We start from the raw sequence: 25,517 nt of genomic DNA on the forward strand, positions 1-25,517 counted from the left end.
AAAGGAAGTCCTCAGTCGGGGCTTCCTTTTTTCGTAAGTCTGCGGATATTTCTTTTAAAACGATAGGACAAAAAAGCCGAGCGAGTGTACAAGTCGATCCCAATTGCCAGCCAAACACCAGCGATCCCTAAATTCAAGCTATTGCCTAACACTATCACACCTACTATTCGTATCACCCACATCCCAAACGCTGTACTATACAATGGTGTCTTGGTGTCTCCCATTCCTTGCAGCACGCCAGCTAGAATGAGACTGATCGCTAATCCTGGTTGATTGAACGCATCGATCCTCAAAGCCACCACGATTTGACGAAGTGCTTCGGGATCTTTCGTGAACAAAGTAGCAACAATCGGAGACCCAATAAATAGTCCAATCCCTAAGAGACTAAGAATAATCACACCATATTTTACAGATAAAAAAGCAATTCGTTTTGTCTCATCATAATCTTTCTTTCCTATACTCATTCCCGTCAGGGTAGCAGCAGCCGTCGCCAACCCATAGGCAGGCATATACACAAAGCTTTCAATACTGCCAGCAATGGTGTGTGCTGAATAGGTTTTGGCACCAATCGCCACGATCAGACCAAAGTACAATACCTGTCCCAAACGCATCACTAACCGCTCCAACGCTGCTGGAAAAGAAATTCGCAACAGTTCATTGAAACTACTTTTATTCAATCGAGTAAACAATGGAAAAGCAATAACAGAATGCTGTACTTTTCGATAAAGTAATATCGTACCTAACGATCTGGCAATTAATGTTCCTAACGCTGTTCCCATCACACCTAAAGCTGGAATTGGCCCTACACCAAAAATCAAGACATAATCCACTACGACATTCAATACGTTCGTAATAATACCGATTTTCATTGGTGTTTTGGTATCTCCGATTGCTCGTAGCATACTTCCTAAAGTAGACATCGTTGCAATAACAATAGCTCCGCCCCCTACAATACTAAAAAATTGCAGGGAAGAATCAAGGGTTTCTTTTGTCGCTCCCATGATCGTTAAAAGCTGAGGTCCAGCTACTAAACTTACAATTCCAAGAAAAAGACCAGAGATGATTGCCAACAACAACGATTGCTTAGCGATCTGCTTTGCTTTTTCTAGGTTATTTGCGCCGATACTTCGTGAAATCAATGAAGATGTCCCAATTCCTAAAGCAATGAAAATAGCTATATATACATTCAATATTGCATTAGCTAAACCAACACCTGCAACGGCAAATAATCCGATTTTGGAAACCATCAATGAATCAATAAAGCCAACTGTCGTTTCCAAGACATTCTCCACAGTTGCTGGCAATGCCAAATGAATGATTCGCTTCTGGATTTGCATGTCTTTTGGCAAATCAGCATTTAATTTAGTCATATCCCGTCACTCAATTCAACTTGTTGTATTGGGTGATCACCCGTTTCAAGGCCTTCATTTCTTCATCCAAATCTGAACCTGCACTAACATGTATCAACGCATGATCCGCTTGGGCCTCCAAGAGGATTTGGCTGATTTTTTGAATGGCCGAACGAGCTGAGTTCAACTGGATCATGATATCCCCATAATCTTTATTAGCGACGACCATCTTTTTAATCCCAGAGACTTGCCCTTCAATTTTATTCAGGCGTTTAAGTAATTCATCTGTTTGATGTTCTTTGGCATGTGACATAGCGATTCCTCCTTTAATATAGGGGTACCCCCCACCCCTATTGTACGTAATCATTATTTCTAAGTCAAAAAGTTATGTTTAATTCTTCTATTGCTAAAGTCATTTCAACTATCTTTCCTCGGAGGTGCTACAACTCTGGTCATGAATGAGAGAAACAGACAGCAACAAACTCACTTAGTGCAACTTTTACAAGTACTGTCATATTATATAGTAATTTTACACTTTGAATATTGTTTTAAACACTATACTGTGAGAAAATCAAAGAAGAAAGATCAACTTAAAAGGAGCGAATCAACATGCAGCTATCTGAAAAGCCAGCAACTCATAAATCGCGCAAGCCAAAACGTCTTGTTTTCATCCTCCTCCCTACCCTGATTGTTGTAGTGCTGGGTCTGTTCTTGAATCACTTCAATTACTGGCCTTTTCAGGGTAGCAAAATAGCTGGTGTCCCTGATGGTCAGCTTGTTCAACTAGAAAATGAACCAGATTTGACGAGTTTGCTACTGGCATATGGTTCGCAACTAAAATTCAACACCACGGCAACCTCATTAACAGTCTATTTTGATCACTATCGCAAAGGTGAATTAAGTGCTCATGAATCAGTTGCTTCTTTGACTTATGAACAAGATGTTTCCATCAGTGGCTATTTAAACTTTGGTATTGCGGAAGGACAGAATCATTTATTGGTGAAGTTATTCTCCAATGGCGCCATGTCACAAACAGTCACCGATCTTTCCGACTATGACTTTCCCCTTACACAGGAAGACAGACAATTTGGTGCTGTGACTACTATCAAAAACGGCAAAGTGAAACTCGAGAAAAATAAAAAAGTCCCACTGCTTTATTTAGCAGAAGGAAATGATGGATTAAAAATCTATGATGATATGGCAAATAATCTAGCACCAGATAACTTGAAAACCTTACCAAATGCCTACTTAATTTACTTGATAATTAAATAACTTAAGTTCTCATAAGAAAACTACATGGCTTTGACTATCCCCTTCAATACATTTTTAAAAGAACAAAATGAACAGCAAAATCTTAGTTGTCTCCTTTAAATCGTTTTCCTTTACTTTTTTATGCTTTTTACTTATTATTCTTTTGAAATAAGAATAAATTAAAATAAAAAAGGAGAGCAAACATGGAAAAATATCAAGTGTTTCCTGGTCAAGACTATCAGGCAAAGGTTATTGGCTTTAGTGGTTTACAAGATGTTAGCGTTATTCATGTTTACGAAAATACAGCTACAGTGTTGATTCAAGGTACTTCTGAAACAGGAGTTGCGAAACTTTGCAACTTTTCAATCAAAACTGCATCATTGGTGGGATAAAACTTTCAGAGACTGAGGAAACTGATTTTAGGTACAGGATCCCCAAGACAGAAAAAAGGCAGCCCAATTAGTGTTGCTTCGTTGAAACACCAAAATGTATAAAGTATTTTTATTTTATTTATTCAATATCTCTCTACATTATTTGCAAATAATGTTAAAATAAAAAAACAGGAGATGTATCAGGCTTCCCCCAAGAGAATCTTCCCCAAGTGCTCTTGCCTGGTACTTCTTCCTTGTTTGTTTTTCGGAACTACAGAACAATGGTAAGCCATTCTTCTACGAATTTCAAGTGGTCTTATTGCTGAGCAAAACAAAGATTTACTATTCTATTTCCCTCAAATCTCCCAATAAAAAAACATTTATTCTACTTTTGTTGATAAATTTCCAGCTACGGAGATCTGCTGATAATCCTATCCTCGAATAAAAAAACTGCGAAGGCACTTCTTGTTGAAGCGTCCCCCACAGTCGTTATCTATGACACATTTCTCATTTTGATTTGAATCCTTCTAGTTTGGAATAGTCTCTGTATATACAGTCTTCTTTCCATACAATTCCTGTGTGATTCCTGAAAGATAATCGGCAGAGTTGGTGCTGCGAAGATTATACATTAGGAAAATCCCGTAATTTTCAGCCTTCGTCCGTTTAGCATATTGAATGCTTTGCGCTTGGTTTCTTCCTACTTCTACAGCCGCTGGTCCTAAACGGTCGGCCCCCATTCCAACAAAGTAAGGAACCTGCCAAGAGCCATAATATGGATTCCAGCTATAATCGATCGTCTTTGAAACATTTTCATTATACATTGAATTCTCGGCAGCGGGACCAATATTATATAGTGTGATCAGCTTATCTGTCCCAAGACGATTTCTCAATGCTTGAATAAGCCAAATGAATGACTGATCATTTGGTTGAGGTGTCCCATTTTTCCCGTATTCTGCATACTCATCATCAAAATCGATTCCGTCTAAACCATACGTTTTCACCACTTGTTCTAGCTCCGCAGCAAACGCATCAGCACTGGCATAATCTGTGAAATTTGCAAAACCAGCTCCTTGGTGATTTCCTAATATCGATAAGAGAACTTTTGTGCCTCGTGCTTGTAACGGTTTGATCTGGGTTTCCTTTTCGGCTAGTGTTTTTTGTACTTGCTCATTTAAATGAAGATAGGCTTGCTTTGTCGCTGGATCATAATTGATATTCGCAGCAAAAATGATCCCGATGTCGATTGCAGGTTTGTCCGTTCCGGCTAGCGTATATTTCCCAATGTTTCTAAATTCGTTGTCATTGACTTCAACATACATCACTGTTTTCGGTGTGACTTGATCGGCAGCCTGAGCTTCTAAAACCGGTGCGGCCAAAGAAAAGAGACTTAAAAGAACCATCACCACAAAAGCAACTGTGAATCTTCGAGATGGTTTCACTGCTAGTTGATTCTTATTGTTCACTGTCAACGCCTCCTATAATAATCAGATATTTACACATCATTTACGAAGATTTTTTTTGCATAGAGTCTATTGTTCTGCTGCCATAAGCGCAGCTTCTTTCAATGGGTCATATTCAGGGCTGATCGCTTCTTCATACTTAGCAGCCAAAAACACTCGATTCACTTCATAATGAGAAGTGGCACGTTCGATTTGTTGACTTAATTCTTGAACTTGGCGATCGGAAAACTGGTCGTTCTTTCTAGCAAGATAATGTTTAGCAAAAGCTTGCGACTCCGCCAAAGAGTAGCCTTTTGATTCCAAAATCGCCGTTTTTGTCCAGAGAAAGTCCGTCTTCAACAACTGATCGTTTCTTCCTTGGATACCATCGCGGTCAATCGCATAAAGAAACATGCCTCCAGTTTCAGTTGTACGGACATAATTTGCGACACTATAGAGATTGCTGGACTCATAAGGTTCACGGGTATCTCCCCATGTTTGATTGGTACGTTCTTCAGGAAACGAGAGACCGACTAAATACTGAGACCGTTCGATACCTGTCTTTGAGAACGTGTTGTTCCATGAAGACTCCGCCCGCGTGGCATTCGATCCATATTGCTGTGCACCCAAAAAACTGAACGCTGATGAAACAGGAGTAAATGGCTCTAGGGAAAAGATATCTACAGTATCATAAATCAGCAGTGTATCTGTGTCTGACTTCGGTCCAATATAGTGTGAGAGGGCCTCGATCACCCCATGGGCGATTTTCAGTTGACTGGTAGTATAAGTACTTTCCATATCAAAATCAAGGCCATCAATTCCTGGTGTCATATATTTATCTAAAAGCTGCTTTGCATAATCGTTAAATTCTTTTGCTGTTGGTTGGCTCTGCGTTGTAGGAACTTTCAATAGTTCGCGATAATCTAATCCTCGTACAAGCTTTGTTCCTCGCTTGTGTAATTCTGGTGCATAAACATTGGCGACTTCATCAAAAAAGACTTTACTATCTGCATCACTCACATTTGCGTGGAACACATTGACCACATCAATACCATAAGGAATATCTGTCATTCGGATCTGATTATTTTGTTCAGATGGAATACTTTGATCTCTCCATGTGCGGTAATAGACCATAAATGTTTTTTCCGATTTCTCAACAGTCGTGGCAGATCCCTCAACCCCAAACAAAAACCCACAAAGCAACAACGAACTAGCGGCAAACAATCCCAAAACGACTTTTTTCATCAACATCCATCCTTTCAGAATAAAATTTGATACACTTCATGTTAGCGCTTACTTAATGAAATATCTAGGAACAAATTATAGGTATTTCATAACAAATTAAAGATTTTTCTTTAAAGTAAAAAAAGAATGCACTAAAAATAGCAACAAAAGAAGCCCTCTATTCTCATGAGGGCTTTCTTATCCTTTTCTTGCAAAACGGCAGTCTCCTAAAAAAGAATGGTGATTTTGATAACACATTTTTAGAGCATTGCTTAACTGCGAACAAGCAATTCAAACGGTAAAACGATTTGTTCCCTACTCCGTTCCTGGAATAGACGGAACGCTTCTTGTCCACAGAGGTGCAAATGGAATTCAACGGTTGAAAAGTTCAGTAATCGACTGATCAGTAAGTTTTCTTGACCGATAATCAGAGGTGCTTTTCTTTCCCCATATTGAGATAATATTGTCGCTGCGATTTCATCTCCATTGGTAATGATCCCGTCAACGCCCCGGTCTTTGAAAAAAACAGCCGCAGCCTCGCCATCTTCTGCTTTGATACAATCCCAAAAAATGTCCTCTTCTGAAAACCCGGGAAAGAGCTCCTTTGCTTTAGCGATCGTATTGATCGAATTACAGCTGAGTCGTTTGCTGCGGCCAAGAGTCAAACCTAACCGTTTAACGCCTTGTTCTTTAAGATAAAGGATGCTGGCTGTCACTGAGCCAACTTGATCGATCGTTACAAATGGGACATCCGTTCCGCTGGCATCTTCACAAAAAACGATAGGACCATTTTCAAGATAGGGGCGAAATGTCTCAATATGGTTGGCACGAGTGATGACAATCAATCCATCGAACCCTTTGGCAGCGAACTCTTCTAAATAGTCCTTCTCCAAGGCTTTATCGAAATTAGTTGGTAAAAGCGTCACCTTATATTGTTGCGCAAATGCTTCTTCCATAATGCCATTTAGTATTCTATCGAAGAAGGGATGGTTGACAAATGGTACGATGACTCCCACATTGAATGTTTTTCCTGAGCTTAGTTTCTGAGCGATCTTATTCGGCTTATAGTTCAGTTCTTTCATCATGGCTAAAATGGTTTGACGCTTTTGTTCTTCCACATACGGATGGTCGTTGATAACCCGGGAAACCGTAGTGATGGAATAACCAGTCATTCTTGCAATATCTCGAATCGTTGCCATAAACAGTTGCTCCTTATGCTATGTATTTTCACTGCTGCTTTATCTTCCTCTGTCTAGTTGTAGTCTACCATAAAAGGAATATAAAGACAGATTGTGGGGATGAAAAGGAAGATTTCTCTACCATAAGTGATAGACAAACAACCCGAAGTAGTTCTCCCTACTTCGGGTTGTTGATTACTCTTCTTCATTCCTATCTCATTTTTTCTACAAAGGCTTTTATAGAAGGATTTTGGCAGCCAGCGTCAAAACATTCCAAAAAACGTGGGGTTAACGCGGTGCGAACCAAAGCTGGATCCAGTGCTTTCAAACCTGACAGTAGTGGTTTTGCCATCACTTGTTTTACTTCATTCAATATTTCTGCATTGCGATTTTGTGATGCTTTCCGTTCTTTAGGATACCCATTTCCTTTGTTAGAACCAAAAGCACGGTCGAAGATTGTTTCCAGGTTTAGCTCTGCGCCCCAGCTGAATCCTTTAGCATAAGGCAAAGACAGGGCATTACCATTATTGATTTGCAAAAAAAGATATGCGTCGGTTGGTTCGATACAATACCCGCATATCACACCGGGATAGGCATTTAGAGACATTAATGCGCCTTGTCCAGTGCCGCAGCCAGTCACAATAAAATCAATCGCTCCTGAATGAAGCAGCAGTGCCGCTTGAATACCTAAATGAATATAAGTCAAACGTGGATTGTCTTTGCTGTAAGCTTCTGGCAGATCTTCTGATAATAAAGGTTCACTCATGCCAACATTATAAACCTCATGACCATATTTGTTGCCGATTGTTGTCAACTCATTTAGGATAATTGGATTTTTTGCTGCCTGACTAAATTCGTTCAAAAGTGCGATTTTCATTCTTTTCCACCTCATTTATTTTTAAAAAAAGATAATTGAAAGCTGCCAAAGCGTTTTTTTTCGTTTTAAAAGCGGCCATTAGTGAGTCGTTTTCTGTGAAATCGGTTAATTCCCGATAAAAATGTTTGTTCTGTCTAATTTCAATCGGGGTCTGCATTCTAGTGGCCAGTAAAAAGACCGTGTCCACCATTTCATCCTCGTACCAAAGAATTGGTTCATTCAAAACCATTATTGCTACTTTAGGTTCAAATACTTCTGTCATACTTCCATGTGGAATCGCTGTATGATGACCGATACAGGTAGTTGTCTTTTGTTCCCTTTTCCAAACCGTCAGATAGAAATTTGGCGATACAAACCCTAAACTTTCTAGTTGATTGGATAAAAATGTCACGACTTCTTCTTTGTTTGTATATGTTTGATTTACGAAGATCAATCTTGGATCCAGCAACGGCTTGGATGCATCGGAAAAAATAGAGATTGATCCAGGTACAATTCCCCAACGAGAAAGAGCCGTTCGAATATTCACAAGATCTTTGTTTGAAGGAAGATAAGAAATCGGAACTGCAGTGACCGAATCTACTGGAACCATCGTTAAATAAAGGACATCTTTTCTGGTAGAGTCAATTTCTTCTTCTCGTATAATATAAATCTCTTTGATTTCTGGAATATTTTTTTTAATATATTCAGTGGCAAACAAACTTTGGGAACGGCCTCGATCCGTTACTAAATAAGCATCAACTTGACTTTGATTTCTCAATATAGCGGCTTCGATATACAAAACGATGTAAGCAATCTCATCTTCGGTTAACTGTACATTATAGTAGTCCTCAAATAATTGACTTGTTGACCAAACGCTCAAAAAGACGCGACCATAGAGTTTTTTCAAGTCTCGGGTCAATTCAGATGAATTTTTGTGCCCGTATTTCATTCGAAAAATAGCAGAACGAAGATGGTTTGTCAGTTCTTCTTCCAAAATTTTGTCTTCCGTCAATGGCTGTTGCAAAATTTCTGAAATAGATGAAATGATTGTATGAACAAATTCAAGCAAATCGTTATCATACTGATTTTTTAAATTAGTGAGTGCTGCCGAATCCTTCCAGCGCAATTTATTTGATACAAGAATTTCCGCAGTAAGTATTCTTTTATCTACCTCATTGAATGTTCCGAATCCTCTTTTTTCTAATCCACGATAAAGGGTTTCAACAAAACTATATTCATTGGTGTATTCTCTTTCAAAATCATCAATCGTTGGCATATCAGAGGCATAAGAAAATCTTCCAACGCTCAAAATCAGCATGATTCGTATTTTGATAAATGAGGTATTAGAAAATTTGATTTTCCAATCACTTTCTGCTTTTCGAATAATCTCAGAGATTTCTTCAACAGATATTCCTCTGGCAAATCGTTGCAAAACAACAGTTTGTTTTTCATCTTCTTGCAGAAGGATCGCATCTCGAATCGCTATCCGTTTTGAATATTCATCACCTACCAAAGTAAGTCCTTTTCCGGGAATCGTTTGAATCATAATATGATGATCAGCAAACCATTCTTTCACATGACTCATTAGTTTTCTGAAAGTAGGTATACTGACATATAATTTTTCAGCTAATTCTACTTGAGTGATAAAGTGATTGCTCGCCCTTTCCAACAGCAAACAAATTAATGTCCATTCATCATTTTGGGAAATTCCTTCAGGTATAGAAAAATCACTGAAATGTTTTAATAACTGGTTTTGCTTATTTGGATAGAGCACAAATAAGATCCCTCTACCAGGCTTCGTATCAATTCGTCCAAGTTTATTTTCTACCAACAAATCATCGATTTGGGCGATTTTCCTCCGAATCGATTTTTCAGATTTTCCAACATATTCAGCTATTTTTTTGATAGAGGTCTCCGGATTTTTCTGAAGAAAACGTAAGATCTCTCTCTTTACTAATTTGTCTTTTATCAAATCCAAAGCCCTCCTATCAGATTCTGCCTTTCATCAACTATTCATGACCCGTGTAAGTAACCTCGCCGAAAATATAACGATCCTTTGAGCCGATTACCTCAATGTAATCTTTCACAAATTGCTTGACTCCTGCTTCAGCAGCCATACATAAATGCATATAATCCGTTTGCTCGTCTTTTTTTAGTTCTCTCATCATGGCTTCTTTTGCAACAGTGAACGCATCTGTAGCCACATTGATTTTATTGATTCCTAAAGAAACTGCTTTTCTTAAATTGGCTTTCCCGCAACCACTTCCTCCATGAAGCACTAATGGCATCTGCAACGTTTCTTTTAACTCTGCTAAACGCTCAAAGTCTAGTTGTGGTATTTTCCCTTTGGGGTAGTTGCCATGTGCGGTACCAATCGCAACAGCTAGAGCATCAACATCTGTTTTTTGAACAAAGTGTAATGCTTGTTCAGGATTTGTGTAAAGATCCATATTTGCATCATCTTCGTTCAGCGCTTGTCCTACATGTCCTAATTCTGCTTCAACAGAACAGCCAACGCTATGTGCAAGACTGCAGACCATTGCCGTCTTTTGCAAGTTTTCTTCATAAGACAGGCTTGAACCGTCAAACATGACATTTGTAAAGCCTTGATTGATACATTCAGCAATGACTTGGAAGTCCATGCCGTGATCTAGATTCAACGCAACAGGAATAGTAACTCTGGCTGCCAGTTCCTTGATCAATGGAATCATTTCTTCTTTATGTGCATGATTTTTCATTTGACCAGGACCGAATTGAATGATGATCGGTGAACGCTGTTCTGCGGCTGCTTCGATTCCTGCACGCGCCATTTCAATATTGATACTATTCATCGCCATCACACCATAATAATTTTTATTGGCATCTTCTAAAATTGATTTCATACTTACTAACATTGTTGTACCCCTCTTCTTCATATGATCGCGTTTCTTATTCTTCTAAAGTAATGTCAAAATCGAAATCGTCTGTTTCACTGTTTTCTACTGTTTCAGTTTCTGCTACCGTTTCACGTTTGATGACCGCATAGACAACGCCGGTAACAACTGAACCGATTACCAGAGCTACAACGAACATTAATGGATTCGTCATCATTGGTATCACAAAAATACCGCCATGAGCCGCAACTGATTCCACGCCAGATCCTACCGCTATTGCTCCAGCAGTTGCAGATCCTAAGACGGAGCTGATGATGAAACGAACTGGATCTGCTGCCGCAAATGGCAGTACACCTTCGGTTATAAAACATAATCCCATTGGAAAAGCAGCTTTAGCGGTATCGATTTGTGCTTGTGCAAATTTTTTTTTGGCTAACAAAGTGGCAATGAATGCCCCGATTGGCGGTGTCATCCCTCCAACTAGTTTAGCCGCCATTGGACCGTTGATTCCATCTGCTCCTAATGCATTGGCTGCCAGTGAAGCAGTTTTATTGATAGGCCCGCCTAAATCAAATCCCATGCAGGCACCGATTACCCCACCAATCACAGACTTTGCTCCGCCATTCAGCGCAATGATCCATTGTTGGAATCTATCCATAATGAAAGCTAACGGTGGCGAGAAAATCATTAGAAACAACATCCCACTAACTAAAGTAACTATTACTGGGATAACCAAGACCGGCATCAAGCCTTGCATCCAACTTGGTACTTTCCATTTTTTCACCCAGTTCACACCATAACCAATCACAAAAGCGACCAGCAAGCCCCCTAAAAATCCGGCTTTTGTTTCATTAGCGGTATATCCTAAAATAAGTGCTGGTACAATAGCTGGCCGTCCAGCAATGGAATAGGCGGTGCCAGCAGCCATAACCGCAATCGCAAAGGCCATTGCATAGGAACTCAGCTTGTTGACTCCCCACCAAAAACCTGTCCACGTATAAGGATCCATCTCAGAAAACGGCGTGACTCCCGGTTGAACTAAATCTCCAATATTGTATCCGCCAAACCCTTTTGCTAGTGCCCCCAAAATACCACCGGCTACAATGATCGGAATCATATACGAAATTCCTGTCAGTACGTGTTTCTTTACCTCAAATTTCCCCTTCATGTATGCTACTCCTTTCCTTGATCATAAGCCTAATTTTTCATGAATTTTCTTGATTACACCTTCTGGTGATTTCATGATCATTGCTATGGGAATGTCAATGACTTTTTTCCCTTTGAATCGTTCCCGAGATACGCCAATATCCGTAGCTAGCAACACGATATCTGCTTCACGAATATCTTTTTCAGTTAATTCATTTTCTACCCCAATCGAACCTTGCGTCTCAATTTTCACATCATCCCCAGCTTTTATGGCAGCTTTCTCAATTTTTTCCTTTGCAATATACGTATGCGCGATTCCTGCTGTACAAGCAGTGATTCCAACTATTTTCATTTTCTTCCTCCTTAAATCTTTAATCGATCGATAACCTCATCAACTGAGTGGGTTATTTTTAATCGATTTAATAGTTCATCATCACTTAATTTTGCTGCAACCTTACTCAACAATTGCAGGTGTAATTTTGCACCAGATACATCGTCCGGAACCGCAAACAAAAAGAAAAAATTAACTGGTTGATTATCGTAAGATTCCCAGTGGATCATTTTGTTTGTTTTACCGATTGCGATTCCAGCTCGCATGACCGAATCTGATTTCCCATGGGGAATTGCCACGTTATTCCCCATTCCTGTGATCCCTTCTGCCTCACGCTCGTATACAGAGGCAATAAAATCGTCAAGTTTGCTGAGATAATTTTCTTTGTACAATAGAGTAGCTAATTCACGAATCACTTCGTCTTTTGTGCTGGCTTTCATATTTAGATCAATAACATTCCGATCAAATATTGTTTGATTTTCATTGACTGTTTCCATTCTTTCGCTCCTTCCATCTCTTATTACACTAAGAATAACAGAAAAAAAGAAAGCGCTTTTAAAGAAATTGGGAAGAGCATTGTGGAATTTTTTTCTTTGCTGTTCAATCATGACTTTCAGATAATAAGACCTGGGCATTTATAAGTAAAAAAATTTATAGATAAAAATAAAAGCCCAAAATTTTTTGGGCTTTTCGGGTTAGTAGATTTCTAATATTATAAAATTTATTATTGATGGAGAAGAACATAAGCCAAGGAAATAGGTACCCTAAGTATAATAGTATAATTCTAAGCCCTATTTGCTCTTTCCTTAAACACATACATCCAGCCCGTTAGGCTAATCACTAAACTGGCTAAAACAAGCCAAAAACCGGAATCAATGGTGATTCTCCCCTCTGCAACTAGCTTCTGTGAACCAATGACCATGTCGCGGCAGTAAAGAAATGTTCCACCTGCACCGATAATTAGGGAGACAATCAATGTAGTATAAATTTCACCTTTACTAGCATTGTGTCCAAAAAAACTGCCGCTCAACATTTGATAGCCCACTATCACACTACCTACGATCCCCATGACAAAAAAAGCGAAATCACTAGGATTACTGAAAAAACCCGGCATAGTAAATAATAATATAAATCCAACTTTCAATCCCCACTTATAGCTATTGCTTTTCAACTGATTCTGCCGTTCATCATAAGACTCTTTTTCCATTCTACTCACTGATCGAAGAAGTAATCCATACAAGAGATAAAAGCCAAGAATAAATAAGACTCCAATAAACCAATAGCCTACCCAGGTAAAGAAAATCAAATTTGCTGCTACCCACAGCACGTGTAATACTTTCTCAAAAATACTTGCCCACTTGTTTTTCATTCGTTTGTGCCTCCAGTCAATTTAAACAGCTCCTCCACTGATAATTTAAAATAATGAGCAATCCGTAATGCCAACTCTAATGAAGGATTGTATTTGTGGGTTTCGATGGCGTTGATCGTTTGACGAGAAACGCCCATAATCGCTGCTAATTCGCCTTGTGATAATCCTTGTTCCTCACGTATGCTTCTTAAACGATTGATGACTGGCATCTTCTCACTCCTGTCAAGTTTCCTTTACATAGAAGTTACCATATTTCACAGCTTGTGTAAAGGTTCCTTTACATTTCCGATTTTCGATAAAATCCAATCTATCCTCCAAATACAAACTTATTCCTTCAAATGTTAGATATAGCCCCTCATTAGTAACAAAATAACTTATCACTCTATTTTGACAATATAATCTGTTAAAATGAATGAATCCCACCTATAAAAAATTGATTGGAGTGTACGAGATGAAGAAAGTATTAATCGCTCTTTTTTCCGTCGGTGCAATTTTAGGACTGTCGATCCATTTCTTTGGACTACAGATCGGACTCGCACTTTTTAATAAACCGATCTATATGATTCCACCTTCCGTCTATCGATTAACAAAAGATGCATTAACAATTATGGAGAATTATGGAGTATATGCAAAAGAGACAGGATTTGAGAAAGAAATACCAAACTATCTAGCTCAAGTCAAAAAAGACGATACGTTTGATGATGTTGTGCCCATGCTCAATGAAGCCATAAAGGAAGCTGGTGGTGATCATTCAGCTATTATTGAAGTCCAAGAGGATAAAGCGCCACTTTTCAATCCAGCTCTGCTTACTTTCCCTAGAATCTTGGCAGAAGACAACATTGTGACCCTCATTTTGCCTTCATTTCCTGCTAGTGATGAAGAAAATGTGCACACTTACGTTACTACAGCACTCGAACAACTTTCCAAGATTTCTGATCCCAAAGGTGTCATTATTGATCTACGAGGGAATACCGGTGGCAATATGATGCCTATGTTAGGGGCATGCGCTCCTTTCTTTAAAGAAGGTAAACTATTCGAATTTACTTCTCCTAACAAAAAAATCCCCGTCTTCAAGAAAGACGGGAAAATATGTTTTGAAGAAGATAATTTAAGTCTACCAACTAGCTTAAACTTTCATCACTTGCCTATTGCTGTCTTAACAGATCATCAGACTGCTAGTTCAGCTGAAGTTCTACTGGTTGCTCTTTTAGGACAAGACCATGTTTCCTCTTTTGGAGAAGAAACAGCTGGTTATGCCACAGGAGTTTCAATGATTCCTCTTTATGGAAAGTACGCTTTGTCCTTAGCAGGTGCAAAAATCAAAGGTTCCAATGGGATACTGTATGAAGAAAAGCCAATTCTTCCTGATGTCATAACTGACCACCCGGAAGATGCTGCACTAAAATGGCTTAAGTCCATTCATTAACCAGCAATTTGAGAAAATCCTTACTAAAAATACTTTTTTTCCTTAGATTCTGACCTACTCTATCTCAGCGCCTTCACTAGCGCTGTTTTCAAGTTAGGATTTTTGAAGGACACCTTTTTTAGCATAGCGCCGAAAAACACGATGGACCAGTTTGCTCGCTAATCGTTGGATAAAGACGGAATAGTTGAGTAATGCGACCAACAAAATCAAATTGATATAGGTCGTATTGCCGAGATTAAATAGATCTCTTCCGACAATCAATGCGATAAAGTAGAGAAGCTGTGTGCCAAAGAAGACAAATGTTCGGTACTTGCTGTTTGGCGGATAAATTTTCCGCTGGATCAAGATGTAATTCCATGCAGTAAAAATCACACACATGATCGATAAAGCTTGACCACTGCTGCCGAACAAGTGCCCGATATTAATAATAAGTAATGTTCCAATTGCGATTGACAGCGAAGCCGGGAAAGCATTTTTGAAAATAGTAGACAAAAAGGCGCCTTTGATCCGATTGAAATCCGGTTCGAAATTCAACAAAAAGGTAGGAATGCCTACAAAACAAGCATTGATGATCGTAAGTTGGATCGGTTCAAAAGGATAAGCGGTCCCCGATAACAGTGTTCCCATAGTGATCAAGATGGAGAAAAGCACTTGAACTAAAACGAGCGACCCTGAGCGGGTAATATTATTGATGACTCTTCTCCCTTCATCCAGTACCGAAGGCAGCGCCGAAAACTGGTTTTCCAACAGAACTAAATTTGCCACTTGTCTTGCTGCATCGACTCCTGATGCCATTGCGATCGAGCAATCGGCTTCTTTAAGAGCTAGGACATCGTTGACCCCATCTCCTGTCATAGCAACCGTATGATTCATTTCTTTTAAATAAATGACCATTTCTTTTTTTTGCTGTGGAGTCACTCTACCAAAAATCTGATAGTTGCCGACTGCCTCTTTCAGTTCTTCGGAGGTAAGCGTCGAAACATCGATATAATCAGACGCTCCGGGAAGATTGACTTTTTTGGCGATTTGACTAACCGTGACCGGATCATCGCCAGAGATGATCTTGCACTGAATAGCTTGGGATCTGAAATACTCTAGAGTAGCTTTGGCATCTGATCGGACCGTATCCGATAATAAGAAAAATCCTAAAGGTTCAATCGTTGCAGGCAACTCATGATTTTCGCAAGTCTGGGGGCTATGTGCCAATACAATGACCCGATACCCTTGTTCAGCCAGCGCTCGTTCTTGTTTTAAAACAGGGGCATGCTCGTTGGATAAAAGAATAGAGGCCGCACCAATAAAGTAGGTCCCTTTTCCTTCAAAAGAAACACAACTGAATTTTCGTTCCGAAGAAAAAGGCACGACATACTGCATCGCATACGTTTCCTTCTCTGGAAAGAAGTCTCTTAACGCCATGGCCGTTGGGTTCTTGTCCGGTAAATGTGCCAGTAGATTTTGCGTGATCTCTGTCATTTCTTCTTCTGAGGTAAAAGGGATCACTTTCTCTACTGTCATTTGTCCTTCTGTGATCGTTCCCGTTTTATCTAAGCAAAGAACATCCACTCGTGCTAACGCATCGATACAGTTAAGCTCTTGCACCAAGACTTTTTTTCGTGCCAGATAGACGGCACTGATGGTTAAGGTCACACTCGTCAGTAAAAATAATCCTTCTGGAAACATTCCTACAGCTGCGGCGACAGTTCGCAAAATGGCTTTGTTGAAAGAGGCATGCGTAATAAAATATTGTTTAAGGAATAACAACGTACACAATGGAATCAGAATCATACTGATCCAGCGAATGACTTTGTTCAGACTTCCTTGAATCAAGTATTTTTGCCGCTTGATCGTTTTCGCTTCCTTATTGATTTTTTCAATATAATTTTCTTCGCCGACGTGGATGACTTGGCAAAGTGCCTCACCGGCTGTGACAAAGCTGCCTGAAAACAGTTCAGCATCAGGTTCTTTACTGATGCTATCCATTTCTCCTGTCAATAGCGATTCATTCACTTCCAATGAACCTTCGATGACTTTGGCATCTGCCGGAACTTGGTCACCATTCTTCAATAACAGAATGTCATCTAGGACTAATTTATGGATCGGCAATGTTTCTAAATTGCCATCACGATACACATTGACTTTGGCAACTTTTAACAGCGCCAGTTTATCAAGGGTTCGCTTCGAACGGATTTCTTGAAACATGTTAATGATCACATTACTAAAAACGACAAAAACGAATAAGCCATTCTGATAAGAACCAGTTAATGCCACTAAGAAAAAGAGGAGGCTGTTGATCAGATTAAAAAAAGTAAAAACATTTGTAAAAATGATTTTCGGATACGAATTCGTCTTATCTTTCTTTGATTTGTTGACTTCTCCCCGTTGAATCCGTGCTTTTACCTCTGCTGAGGTTAATCCATGTTTGTTTTCGATGATGTCTCACCCTTTCTTCTTATCATTTGTCATACTCTCATTCCATCTTACGTAAGAATGGCTGGTTAATCTATAGGACTTCCGGTTGGTTTTTGCGGAACTTTTATTTTTTATAGTCTAAAGAATAATTTATCCTCTCATAAAAGATGACCTAATTGTGTAAAATATAGCATAATATGCTGCTGCTTGGCGTTTCATTTTTGTCACTTCACTGTCACGCTTTGGCATAATGTTCCTTTCTGACCTCGTTTGTTTAGTACTTGAACATTCAGCAACCTTGTTCTATCAACGATACTCGTAATCCCTTTCTGCTAAAATAAATAACTAGAGAGGTATCATCTTTTTTGCGGGTTGTTTTTTATCTTTAGAAATTCTAAAGGGTTGGAATGAAAGTTAAAAGAACACGCTTCGACAAAAAGGCTCAAAAACTTTGATAAAAAAGTTTTTGAGCCTTTAATGATTTCCGTTTTTTTGATCAGTAAATTTTCATTCACAAGTATCCTATGACGCTCTGACTAATTCAAATGTTTCTGATCCAAAGAGTCAATGGCATGCATGAGACCTTCCAACCCAGCAATGATTTTCTCTTTTGGTGCACCTAGATTAAACCGCAGGTAAGTCTTACCTTCTGGTCCATAAACCTCACCATTCATGATCGCGATTCTTTCTTGTTTTACCAGAACACTTTGCAATTCATCCATACTATAAGGTAAATCTTTTATGTTGATCCAGCCTAAGTAGGTTGCTTCTGGAATAGTGAAATGAATTCGCGGATCAGCAGACAGTATCTTCTTTGCTTCGAAAAAGTTCTCGTCGATTGTTTGATTGAGTTCAACGGCCCATTTCTTTTGATTCCGATAACAGTCCATTGTCGCTAGTAGTGCAGGATATGGAATCGACGATAGACCATCTCTTGCTTTCAATATCGTCAAAAATCTTTCTCGTAATTTTTCATCCAAAAAGATAGCATAAGAGCCACCCAGTCCTGGCGTGTTGAACGTCTTTGATGCGGAGGATAGCAAAACTGCAGGCACCTCTATCGAATCAATAAATTCTAAGATAGGTCGATGTTTTTCTCCTGGGCGCCGGACATCCATATGGATCTCATCACTCAAGATAGCGACGTTATGCATTTGGCATAGCGAAACCAAGTTGGATAGTTCTTGATCAGTGAACACTCGGCCAGTTGGATTGTGCGGATTGCATAGCAGGAAAATTGCTGGTTTTTCGATAGCAAATACGTTGGCTAAAGCATCAAAATCAACCGTAAACCGTTCCCCATCATTGGTTAAGGAAAATGGGATCAACTCCCGTTCGTTACCGGCGATACAATGATAAAAAGCATCATAGCATGGAGTAAAGGTTACTACTTTGTCTCCTTTTCGACTTAATAGTTGGACGCAAAGAGATAAGCTATAAATGACACTTGGCGAGTAGACACACCAGTTTGGATCAATCTTACAATCAAATTCCTGCAAAAACCAATGGCTGATGCTCTGCTTATAATCAAGATGGTTCCAACGTGTATAACCGAAAAAACCTCTAGTCACAGCTTTAGCCAATACTTCTTTGGTTCCATCAGGGATCATAAAATCCATATCTGAGATTGAGAAGGGCAATAGCCCTTTTTCTCCGAAACGATCTTGGACATAATCCCACTGGGTCGAATACGTGCCGTAGCGAGAGCGCTGTTCTTTAAAGTTACTCAAGATCGATCCCTCCTTCATCCAAGGAACGAATAACCGCAGAAATCAACTCGATCGTCGCTTCAACGTCATTGATGTCCACGATGGAATGCCACGAATGGCAATAGCGAACCGGCACGCAAAAGACTAGGGTTGGTTTACCGGCCTCTAACTGAACCGAACCAGCATCCGTTCCACCTCCGGCTAACAAATCATATTGCCAAGGAATTTGATTGCTTTCAGCAACTTCCTTGCAGTAATCCAACAGCTTTATATTTCCTAATGCGGTTTTATCGGCCAGAACAAGACCTGGACCTTTGCCTTGAATACGATTAGGATAGTCCGCAGCTTTTGGCGTATCTTTCCCATTGGCTACATCAATAACGATATTGATATCGGCATCTACTTGCTGCGCGGCAACTTTCGATCCTCGTGTCCCAGCCTCTTCTTGAACAGTCCCCACACCAATGATTTCGACATGTTGCGTTTTAATCTGATTTTTGATCTGAGCCATGATCGTACAGGCAACACGATTGTCCAATGCTTTACCAATAATCTTCTGCTGATTAAAACTTTTCTTGGCTTGAGTATTTGGCAAAATCATATCACCAATCTGCAAACCAGCAGCTTCCAATTCAAGTTTTGATTTGGCCCCAAAATCTATATACATCTCACTGATTGGTACTACTTCCGACATTGCATGCGTTGATTTTGGTAGTGTTCCCACCACACCTTCTATGATAGAGCCGTTTTTACGACAAGTTGCTCGCACTTGCTGCCCCAAAATGACATGCCCCCACCATCCACCAATCGGATAGAAGTAGACAAAGCCTTCCTCTGTGATACGGTGGACAAAAAAACCGACTTCATCCATATGGGCATAGAGTGCGATTTTTTTCTTTTTTGTTGTCAAATCTCCAAAATAGAGGTTTCCAAAGGAATCTTTGACGCCATTCGAATCAATGATCGTCATCAGCACCTCTTGCACTTGTGACTCTTGACCAGGCAGTGCATCTAAATTAGAAAGACGCATTAATAATTTATCGGTTGCAATCAATAGTTATCCACTCCTTACTGAATTTCGTCAAAAGTTCAGCATTCCCCAGATCATTTACTAATATATCGTCCTCGATGCGAATACCGAATTTTTCTTTCGGGAAATAGACTCCTGGCTCAATTGTGAACGTCATATTGGCTTGAATTGACAACTCATTTTTGGGTGCTACGGCCGGATATTCATGACAAGAAAGACCAATGCCATGTCCCAAATTATGACTAAAATGATCCTCAAGTCCCTCTTTCCTCAGTGCTTGTCTTGCAACTTGATCAATCTCTCCTAACGTTTTATTGAAAGAAACCTTTTGAACAGCTGATTTTTGAGCTGCCAATAGGATCTCATAAGTTTCTCGGATCTCGGGTTTTACTTCGCCAAAGCCTATCGTCCGTGTGATATCCGAATAATACCCGTCGTAGATCGTTCCAAAGTCAATCATGATCAGCTCATTCGCTTCAAGTTTTTTCTGACTAGCATGGGCATGAGGCAACGCGGTACGCTCTCCAGAAGCGACGATTGTTTCAAAAGCCGGGCCTTCGCTACCTAATTTCTTGCTACGATAATCGAGTTCATTCGCTAAGTCTAGTTCTGTCATCCCTACTCGAATCATTGGCATGATCCGTTCTAATGTTTGATCGGCAATCTGCGCCGCCTGTCTGAGGGCACAAATTTCTTTAGATGATTTGATCATTCTTAAACTTTCCACCATGTTTTTGGTGGTGATTAGCTGACCATTGGCCTCCTTCATTAAAAAGTGAAGCTCAGTAAAAGTCTGATAGGAAATGGTTTCCGCCTCAAAACCTACCTTCATTCCTGCAATAAATGGTCGCATTACTTCGATCAAATGACTTCCAATCGGGATCTCACAAATTTCCACACCAGTTGTTTGTTGAGACGCTTGTTCTGTATAACGACCGTCCACAAACAAAGTTAATTTATTTTCAGTAACTAGTAGTAAGCCGTTTGACCCCGTAAATCCGCAAAGATAGCGACGATTCGTTTTATCTGTGACTACAAGTCCGGATAATTTTTTTTCCGCTAGTTTTGCTCTTAATGCATCGATCCTCATCTATTTTCCCCTCATTCCTTTTCTAACCTGAATCATCTTTAATAGTTGATTCTCGTCTCAAGGGTAAACAATATACTCAGAATAGTAAAAACGGGGCACAAGTTCACAAGATAAGTGATGACCGATAGAATGGTTTCTTTTGCAAGAGGACTAGTACCCCAATTTACCAGACAAGATTCCCCACACTATTGTTTATCCGCTACTTGTTCTAACTTATGCCCCAGCCCCTTTGGCTAGAAATCAATATCTGTTAAGTATTGTTCATCTTCATCTGAGATGACTGAGTTGCCTTTTTCTGCTTCTAATAATGCTTCCCGCTCGAATTCTTGTTTCTCCAATACTTTGAAGAATGGCAAATATAAGCCAAAAGATAAAGCGACTTGAATCACTTGAATGATGACTGCTCGCCAATCGAATCCTGTGAGAAACCCTTCCATAAATATTGGCACATAAGGCGGATCAAAAATCGGGTAGTTCAGTAAACCTAGTTTCATACAAATCATTGGGAACATTCCTACTAATGCCCCACCAAAGATAAATGGAATCATCAAAACTGGATTCAAGATGATCGGCACACCGAACAACACAGGTTCATTGATACCAAACATGGAAGGGAGTAAAGCAACTGCCCCTACTTTTTTGTATCGTTGTGACTTACTGATGATCATTGCTAAAACTAAGCCAATCGTCACACCAGAACCGGTAAAGTTGGCAAAGGCCGATAAGGTACCATTCGTAATGACATGGCGTAATGGTTCTCCCGCTTCGTGCGCTGCAATGTTCTCGGACAAATATTGCACTGCGATTGGTGAAAGAATCGGGGAAAGAACCGCTGAATGGATACCAAAAAACCAGAAAACCAACCGTAAAACTAATACTAGATAAATCACCCATAGCGAATCTAGACTGCCAATAGCCGGTGCTAAAATATCCATGATGACTTGCGGTAAAAGAACACCCCCAGATAAACTATCGGTAACCGCACGGATCACAATAAACAGAACCCCGATAGCCGCAGTGGGCGTGATCAATTCGAAAGAACTGGAAACAAAATCCGGAACCCCCTCTGGCATTTTGATCACCAACTTGTGCTTCGTGAAGAATTGGTAGAGTTTGACCGAAATAATCGCTATGAAAATTGCAGTAAATAAGCCCTTAGAATCAAGATAGCTGGCGACGATATTGCCGTTGTCATCCACATCCATTGCTACAATCAAAAAGGCAATTGCTGACAACATCATTGATCCCACTGTATAAAGCTTATAGTGTTCACTTAAGAAATACGAAATTGCTAGAACTGCATACAAACCAACTAACCCTAATGAAACTTTTGAAATAATCCCAAAAATATAACCGTAGCTTTCAAACCAATTTGCAACTCCCTGTGTAGTAATGAACTCAGGAATAGACGGAAAAATTGCTGCAACAGACCCTAATAATAGCACTGGTGTCATTACGACCATTCCTTTTTTGATCGCAGTCAAGTAAGCATTACTATCAACTTTATTAGCAACCGGCACCAATGTTTTACGAATAAATGCTTCTACTTTTTCAAAAGCACCCTGTTTTTTTGGACTTTCCATTTTTTTCACTCCTAATTATTGAGTTTTCAATGCTTCATTCTTACGATATGCAACCAACGCTTGTTTCATTACCGTAGCCCCATCCATGGACCCATAGATATCCGACGTTAATAAAACAGTTGGTTTGTTCACTTTATCTGCTTCCCCTTTAATGAAATCATATTTGTGACTCAATTGTGGCCCAACTAAGATGACATCATAGTCATTGATATAGCGTTCCAATTTGTCGACACCGATTGCCTCCATTGGATAGTCTTTTTCATCTAAGCTTTTTGATTCTTTGACAACTTTTTTCATTGACTCCATCATCATTGTCGTTGAGAAGCCTCCTGCACAAACAAGCAATATTTTCATGTTTCTTTCCTCCTACTTTTTTTTTGATTACTTATTTTCTTCGCTTTTTTCCTTTAACATACCAATCATTTCTTCAATCAAATCGCGTGCCAATAAGCTTGTCATTAAATGATCCTGCGCATGAACCATTAATAGACTAGTTTCTGTTTTCTCGCCATTCAGTTCACCGGTAATCAACTTTGTCTGGACATCATGGGCATCAATACTCCTTTCTTTGGCTTCTTTCATTTTTGCTTCTGCCTGTTCAAAATCCCCTTTACGGGCGAATCTTAGCGCTTCAAAAGCTGCTCCTCGCGAATCTCCTGCTGCAGAGATGATTTTAAAAATATCAACTTCTTTTTCGTTCATTGTTTCATCCTTCTTTCATTAAACTTTGTATATAAGACTTAAAGTCTTGAAAATTCGTGATTTTGGCTAGTTGATTGTCTAACGCTTGGTCTTCCATCATTTTGATCATCAATCGACTGATTTCTTTATGCAGATTTAAATGATCTTTCTTGATATTGATCAAGAAAATAACCTTGATTTCTTTTTTACTGTACCAAATTGATTTTCTTAACAAAATGACATCGATGACTTCCCTGATCGCTGCCTGCTCCATAGGATGGGGTCCTGCGATACCATTTTGATAGATGGTATCGATCATTTTTTCTCTCTCAAGAACACTGTGCTTAAATCCCTGCTCGGCCCACCCATCTTCTAAACGAGCCGCTTCGCTTTCTAGTAGTTGCAAATAATCTTCTGATTCCGTATCAATTTGAAACCACTGAGGATCAAATAAACTGAGAATAAACTGGTGTACATCAAATACTTTATTTTCCGATTCCCGCAATAGGCTTAAATCTTTTTCGATTTTATTGATTTCTGCCCGATTTAAAATCGTTTTTGTGTAGATGATAGGGATAGCAAACTGTTCCTGATCCAGAGGAACAGTGGAAATCAGTAAGTCAAAACTTTTATCAATCTGATCAACTTCGTTCAAAGCAAATGTGGTGACTTCAGCATTGCTGAAAAGCCGCTCTAAATTAACTTTCAATAAATAAGAAGCACCGCCACCCGTAGAACAAATGACAGCTATTTTTTTATAATCATCGATTAACTGATTCGCCTGCTTCTCAAGACTAGCTGCGAAATAGATAGCAACGTAGCCTATCTCATCTTTGCTGATATCTGCGTCCAAGTCCTTGTTTAATTCACTGATGAACACCATCGCAACGTTGAATACATTGGCATATTGCGTATAAATGTCATCAATGATCGGATTATCTAGTTGATGTCCGGTATACAGTCTTTGAAGTAATGGAGCGACATGCATCAACAGGGCATTACCTAATTCTTGATCTGTTCTAAACTGTGTATGGTAACGTAAATCGACAAGCTCTAGTGTTTTTTCAATTGCTTGTTTCAATTGCTGATTACTGGTTCGATCATCAAGGACCGAAAATTTTCCTCTCAGTTGCTCATGCAAATAATTTTTTTCCATAGTAGAAAAAGTAATGGGATAAGCCGTTTCCAAATAGGAGACCAAATCTTCTGTTAAAAGGTCATACTTATCGGTTGCTGTCCTTACGGTTCGTTCGTCATTCGTTAAAGTGTTATTTTGTGTGATTCGAAAAACAAGCAATCGAATATGCTGTATGATATTCTCAAAAACAATATCGCTCGCTTTAAGTTGATGCTGTTGCAACTTTTCTGATAAACAGGAACGTAGCGCCTCTTCATCAAAGACGAAGTGAAAAGCTTTATATCGTTCCGTCAGGACGGGTGTATGGATAATGTTGCGAATCAAATAAAGAATTGCTTGTCTTTTCTTCTCTTCAGTCCCGACAATCTTCAAACCATAATGTGCTTTGCTGAATAAAGTTAATCCGTAGTCCTTGCAAAACAATTCGACTTGTTTGATATCTGCTTTAACTGTTGAAAGACTTACCTCTAACCATTCTGAAATCTGCTGCATCGTAATGTATTCTTCATGAAACAGCAGGAGAAGTTCGATATTCTTAATTCGTTCTTTCGGGTTCCCGTTATCGATCTTTTCTTGACGTTTTGCATGAGATAAAAATCTTAGAAACTTTTTTTTATCAGAAATTTCCAGTTGATAGCCTGCCGAACGAATCCGCTCTATTGAAAATCCTTCTGTTCGTCCGATATCTCTTAACCACTTGATATCATTAGCCAAGGTCCGCTCAGAAATCTGAAATTCAGCGGCCAATGCCTTGGGAGCAATTGCTTGCTTCTTTGCATATAAGTATTCAACAATTTTTTCTTGTCGCATAATTTCCTCCCGCCTTCACAAAAACTATACAATGTAAGCCCTTTACTTAAAATGGCAACTTTTTCCGATAAATGATGCAAGAATAATCTGATTCAAAAGAATAACCACTTCCTTCTACGAGCAAACGATTCGGTTTACATAACCGGGATCGATCGATATTTTTCTGAACACTGCTGATCCTGCATCATTTCAGCTGTTAGCCTCATTCAACTACTCCATTCGCATTCTAAAAAAGATAACTAATATACAAAAAC

24 protein-coding genes are annotated in these 25,517 nt (G+C 39.4%); 3 read left to right on the forward strand and 21 right to left on the reverse strand.

Annotated features, from left to right (window positions below):
* Window positions 1–11 precede the first annotated feature (11 nt).
* Together FE005_RS01515 and FE005_RS01520 are read right to left on the reverse strand one after the other, a co-directional pair.
* Entirely contained in the window at window positions 12–1,370 is a 1,359-nt protein-coding gene (locus tag FE005_RS01515) for an MATE family efflux transporter (protein ID WP_138371187.1), read from the reverse strand.
* A 10-nt stretch (window positions 1,371–1,380) separates the two neighbouring features.
* Window positions 1,381–1,662: a metal-sensitive transcriptional regulator gene (locus FE005_RS01520; protein ID WP_138371188.1), complete on the reverse strand. Its 282-nt coding sequence runs from the start codon at window positions 1,660–1,662 to the stop codon at window positions 1,381–1,383.
* A 296-nt stretch (window positions 1,663–1,958) separates the two neighbouring features.
* On the opposite strand from FE005_RS01520, the gene FE005_RS01525 reads away from it, so the two are divergent.
* On the forward strand, window positions 1,959–2,621 hold the full coding sequence (locus FE005_RS01525) for a hypothetical protein (RefSeq protein ID WP_138371189.1): 663 nt from the start codon (window positions 1,959–1,961) through the stop codon (window positions 2,619–2,621).
* Between the two features lie 182 nt (window positions 2,622–2,803).
* On the forward strand, window positions 2,804–2,992 hold the full coding sequence (locus tag FE005_RS01530; protein ID WP_003125527.1) for a hypothetical protein: 189 nt from the start codon (window positions 2,804–2,806) through the stop codon (window positions 2,990–2,992).
* Window positions 2,993–3,498: 506 nt separating this feature from the next.
* Here the strand turns inward: FE005_RS01530 and FE005_RS01535 are convergent.
* The 11 genes from FE005_RS01535 to FE005_RS01585 all read right to left on the reverse strand — a co-directional run bounded on the left by FE005_RS01535 (window position 3,499) and on the right by FE005_RS01585 (window position 13,596).
* On the reverse strand, window positions 3,499–4,290 hold the full coding sequence (locus FE005_RS01535; protein WP_234981437.1) for an endo-beta-N-acetylglucosaminidase H: 792 nt from the start codon (window positions 4,288–4,290) through the stop codon (window positions 3,499–3,501).
* 210 nt (window positions 4,291–4,500) lie between these two features.
* Window positions 4,501–5,655 (reverse strand): glycosyl hydrolase, encoded by a 1,155-nt coding sequence (locus FE005_RS01540; RefSeq protein ID WP_230320945.1) that lies wholly within the window; start codon window positions 5,653–5,655, stop codon window positions 4,501–4,503.
* A gap of 251 nt (window positions 5,656–5,906) precedes the next feature.
* Window positions 5,907–6,833 (reverse strand): LacI family DNA-binding transcriptional regulator, encoded by a 927-nt coding sequence (locus FE005_RS01545; RefSeq protein ID WP_138371191.1) that lies wholly within the window; start codon window positions 6,831–6,833, stop codon window positions 5,907–5,909.
* 190 nt (window positions 6,834–7,023) lie between these two features.
* A complete protein-coding gene (locus FE005_RS01550; RefSeq protein ID WP_138371192.1) occupies window positions 7,024–7,689 on the reverse strand; it encodes an RpiB/LacA/LacB family sugar-phosphate isomerase in 666 nt (221 codons plus the stop codon).
* On the reverse strand, window positions 7,661–9,640 hold the full coding sequence (locus FE005_RS01555) for a PTS sugar transporter subunit IIA (protein WP_230320946.1): 1,980 nt from the start codon (window positions 9,638–9,640) through the stop codon (window positions 7,661–7,663). Before FE005_RS01555 ends, FE005_RS01550 begins: the two co-directional genes overlap by 29 nt.
* Window positions 9,641–9,677: 37 nt before the next feature.
* Window positions 9,678–10,562: a class II fructose-bisphosphate aldolase gene (locus FE005_RS01560; RefSeq protein ID WP_029486417.1), complete on the reverse strand. Its 885-nt coding sequence runs from the start codon at window positions 10,560–10,562 to the stop codon at window positions 9,678–9,680.
* A 34-nt stretch (window positions 10,563–10,596) separates the two neighbouring features.
* A complete protein-coding gene (locus tag FE005_RS01565; RefSeq protein ID WP_138371194.1) occupies window positions 10,597–11,709 on the reverse strand; it encodes a PTS fructose transporter subunit IIC in 1,113 nt (370 codons plus the stop codon).
* A 21-nt stretch (window positions 11,710–11,730) separates the two neighbouring features.
* Window positions 11,731–12,039 carry a PTS fructose transporter subunit IIB gene (locus FE005_RS01570; RefSeq protein ID WP_103300170.1) on the reverse strand — a complete coding sequence of 103 codons (309 nt, stop codon included), beginning with the start codon at window positions 12,037–12,039 and terminating at the stop codon, window positions 11,731–11,733.
* An 11-nt stretch (window positions 12,040–12,050) separates the two neighbouring features.
* On the reverse strand, window positions 12,051–12,515 hold the full coding sequence (locus tag FE005_RS01575) for a PTS sugar transporter subunit IIA (RefSeq protein ID WP_005470450.1): 465 nt from the start codon (window positions 12,513–12,515) through the stop codon (window positions 12,051–12,053).
* Window positions 12,516–12,802: 287 nt separating this feature from the next.
* Window positions 12,803–13,387 (reverse strand): hypothetical protein, encoded by a 585-nt coding sequence (locus FE005_RS01580; protein WP_138371195.1) that lies wholly within the window; start codon window positions 13,385–13,387, stop codon window positions 12,803–12,805.
* Entirely contained in the window at window positions 13,384–13,596 is a 213-nt protein-coding gene (locus tag FE005_RS01585) for a helix-turn-helix transcriptional regulator (protein ID WP_003125516.1), read from the reverse strand. The genes FE005_RS01580 and FE005_RS01585 overlap by 4 nt, the downstream gene beginning before the upstream one ends.
* A gap of 242 nt (window positions 13,597–13,838) precedes the next feature.
* Here FE005_RS01585 and FE005_RS01590 point away from each other — a divergent pair, with 242 nt between their 5' ends.
* Entirely contained in the window at window positions 13,839–14,813 is a 975-nt protein-coding gene (locus tag FE005_RS01590; protein ID WP_138371196.1) for a S41 family peptidase, read from the forward strand.
* A 93-nt stretch (window positions 14,814–14,906) separates the two neighbouring features.
* Here the strand turns inward: FE005_RS01590 and FE005_RS01595 are convergent, their stop codons facing one another.
* The 8 genes from FE005_RS01595 to FE005_RS01630 form a co-directional block, all read right to left on the reverse strand.
* Window positions 14,907–17,081 carry an HAD-IC family P-type ATPase gene (locus tag FE005_RS01595; RefSeq protein ID WP_368074405.1) on the reverse strand — a complete coding sequence of 725 codons (2,175 nt, stop codon included), beginning with the start codon at window positions 17,079–17,081 and terminating at the stop codon, window positions 14,907–14,909.
* A 677-nt stretch (window positions 17,082–17,758) separates the two neighbouring features.
* Window positions 17,759–18,952, reverse strand: coding sequence for a MalY/PatB family protein (locus FE005_RS01600; RefSeq protein ID WP_138371198.1), 1,194 nt, complete (start codon window positions 18,950–18,952; stop codon window positions 17,759–17,761).
* Complete coding sequence (locus FE005_RS01605) at window positions 18,945–19,985, reverse strand: M42 family metallopeptidase (protein WP_113849280.1); 1,041 nt, start codon at window positions 19,983–19,985, stop codon at window positions 18,945–18,947. The genes FE005_RS01600 and FE005_RS01605 overlap by 8 nt, the downstream gene beginning before the upstream one ends.
* On the reverse strand, window positions 19,969–21,051 hold the full coding sequence (locus tag FE005_RS01610) for a Xaa-Pro peptidase family protein (protein WP_003125509.1): 1,083 nt from the start codon (window positions 21,049–21,051) through the stop codon (window positions 19,969–19,971). Before FE005_RS01610 ends, FE005_RS01605 begins: the two co-directional genes overlap by 17 nt.
* A gap of 233 nt (window positions 21,052–21,284) precedes the next feature.
* Window positions 21,285–22,634: a PTS sugar transporter subunit IIC gene (locus FE005_RS01615; RefSeq protein WP_003125508.1), complete on the reverse strand. Its 1,350-nt coding sequence runs from the start codon at window positions 22,632–22,634 to the stop codon at window positions 21,285–21,287.
* A gap of 15 nt (window positions 22,635–22,649) precedes the next feature.
* Window positions 22,650–22,988: a PTS sugar transporter subunit IIB gene (locus FE005_RS01620; protein ID WP_003125507.1), complete on the reverse strand. Its 339-nt coding sequence runs from the start codon at window positions 22,986–22,988 to the stop codon at window positions 22,650–22,652.
* 27 nt (window positions 22,989–23,015) lie between these two features.
* On the reverse strand, window positions 23,016–23,336 hold the full coding sequence (locus FE005_RS01625) for a PTS lactose/cellobiose transporter subunit IIA (RefSeq protein ID WP_003125506.1): 321 nt from the start codon (window positions 23,334–23,336) through the stop codon (window positions 23,016–23,018).
* 4 nt (window positions 23,337–23,340) lie between these two features.
* The gene (locus tag FE005_RS01630) at window positions 23,341–25,263 is read right to left on the reverse strand and encodes a BglG family transcription antiterminator (RefSeq protein ID WP_138371199.1); all 1,923 of its coding nucleotides are present in this window, start codon (window positions 25,261–25,263) and stop codon (window positions 23,341–23,343) included.
* Window positions 25,264–25,517 lie beyond the last annotated feature (254 nt).

This window comes from Enterococcus sp. M190262, assembly GCF_005843965.1.
In the GTDB taxonomy this organism is placed as follows: domain Bacteria; phylum Bacillota; class Bacilli; order Lactobacillales; family Enterococcaceae; genus Enterococcus_D; species Enterococcus_D gallinarum.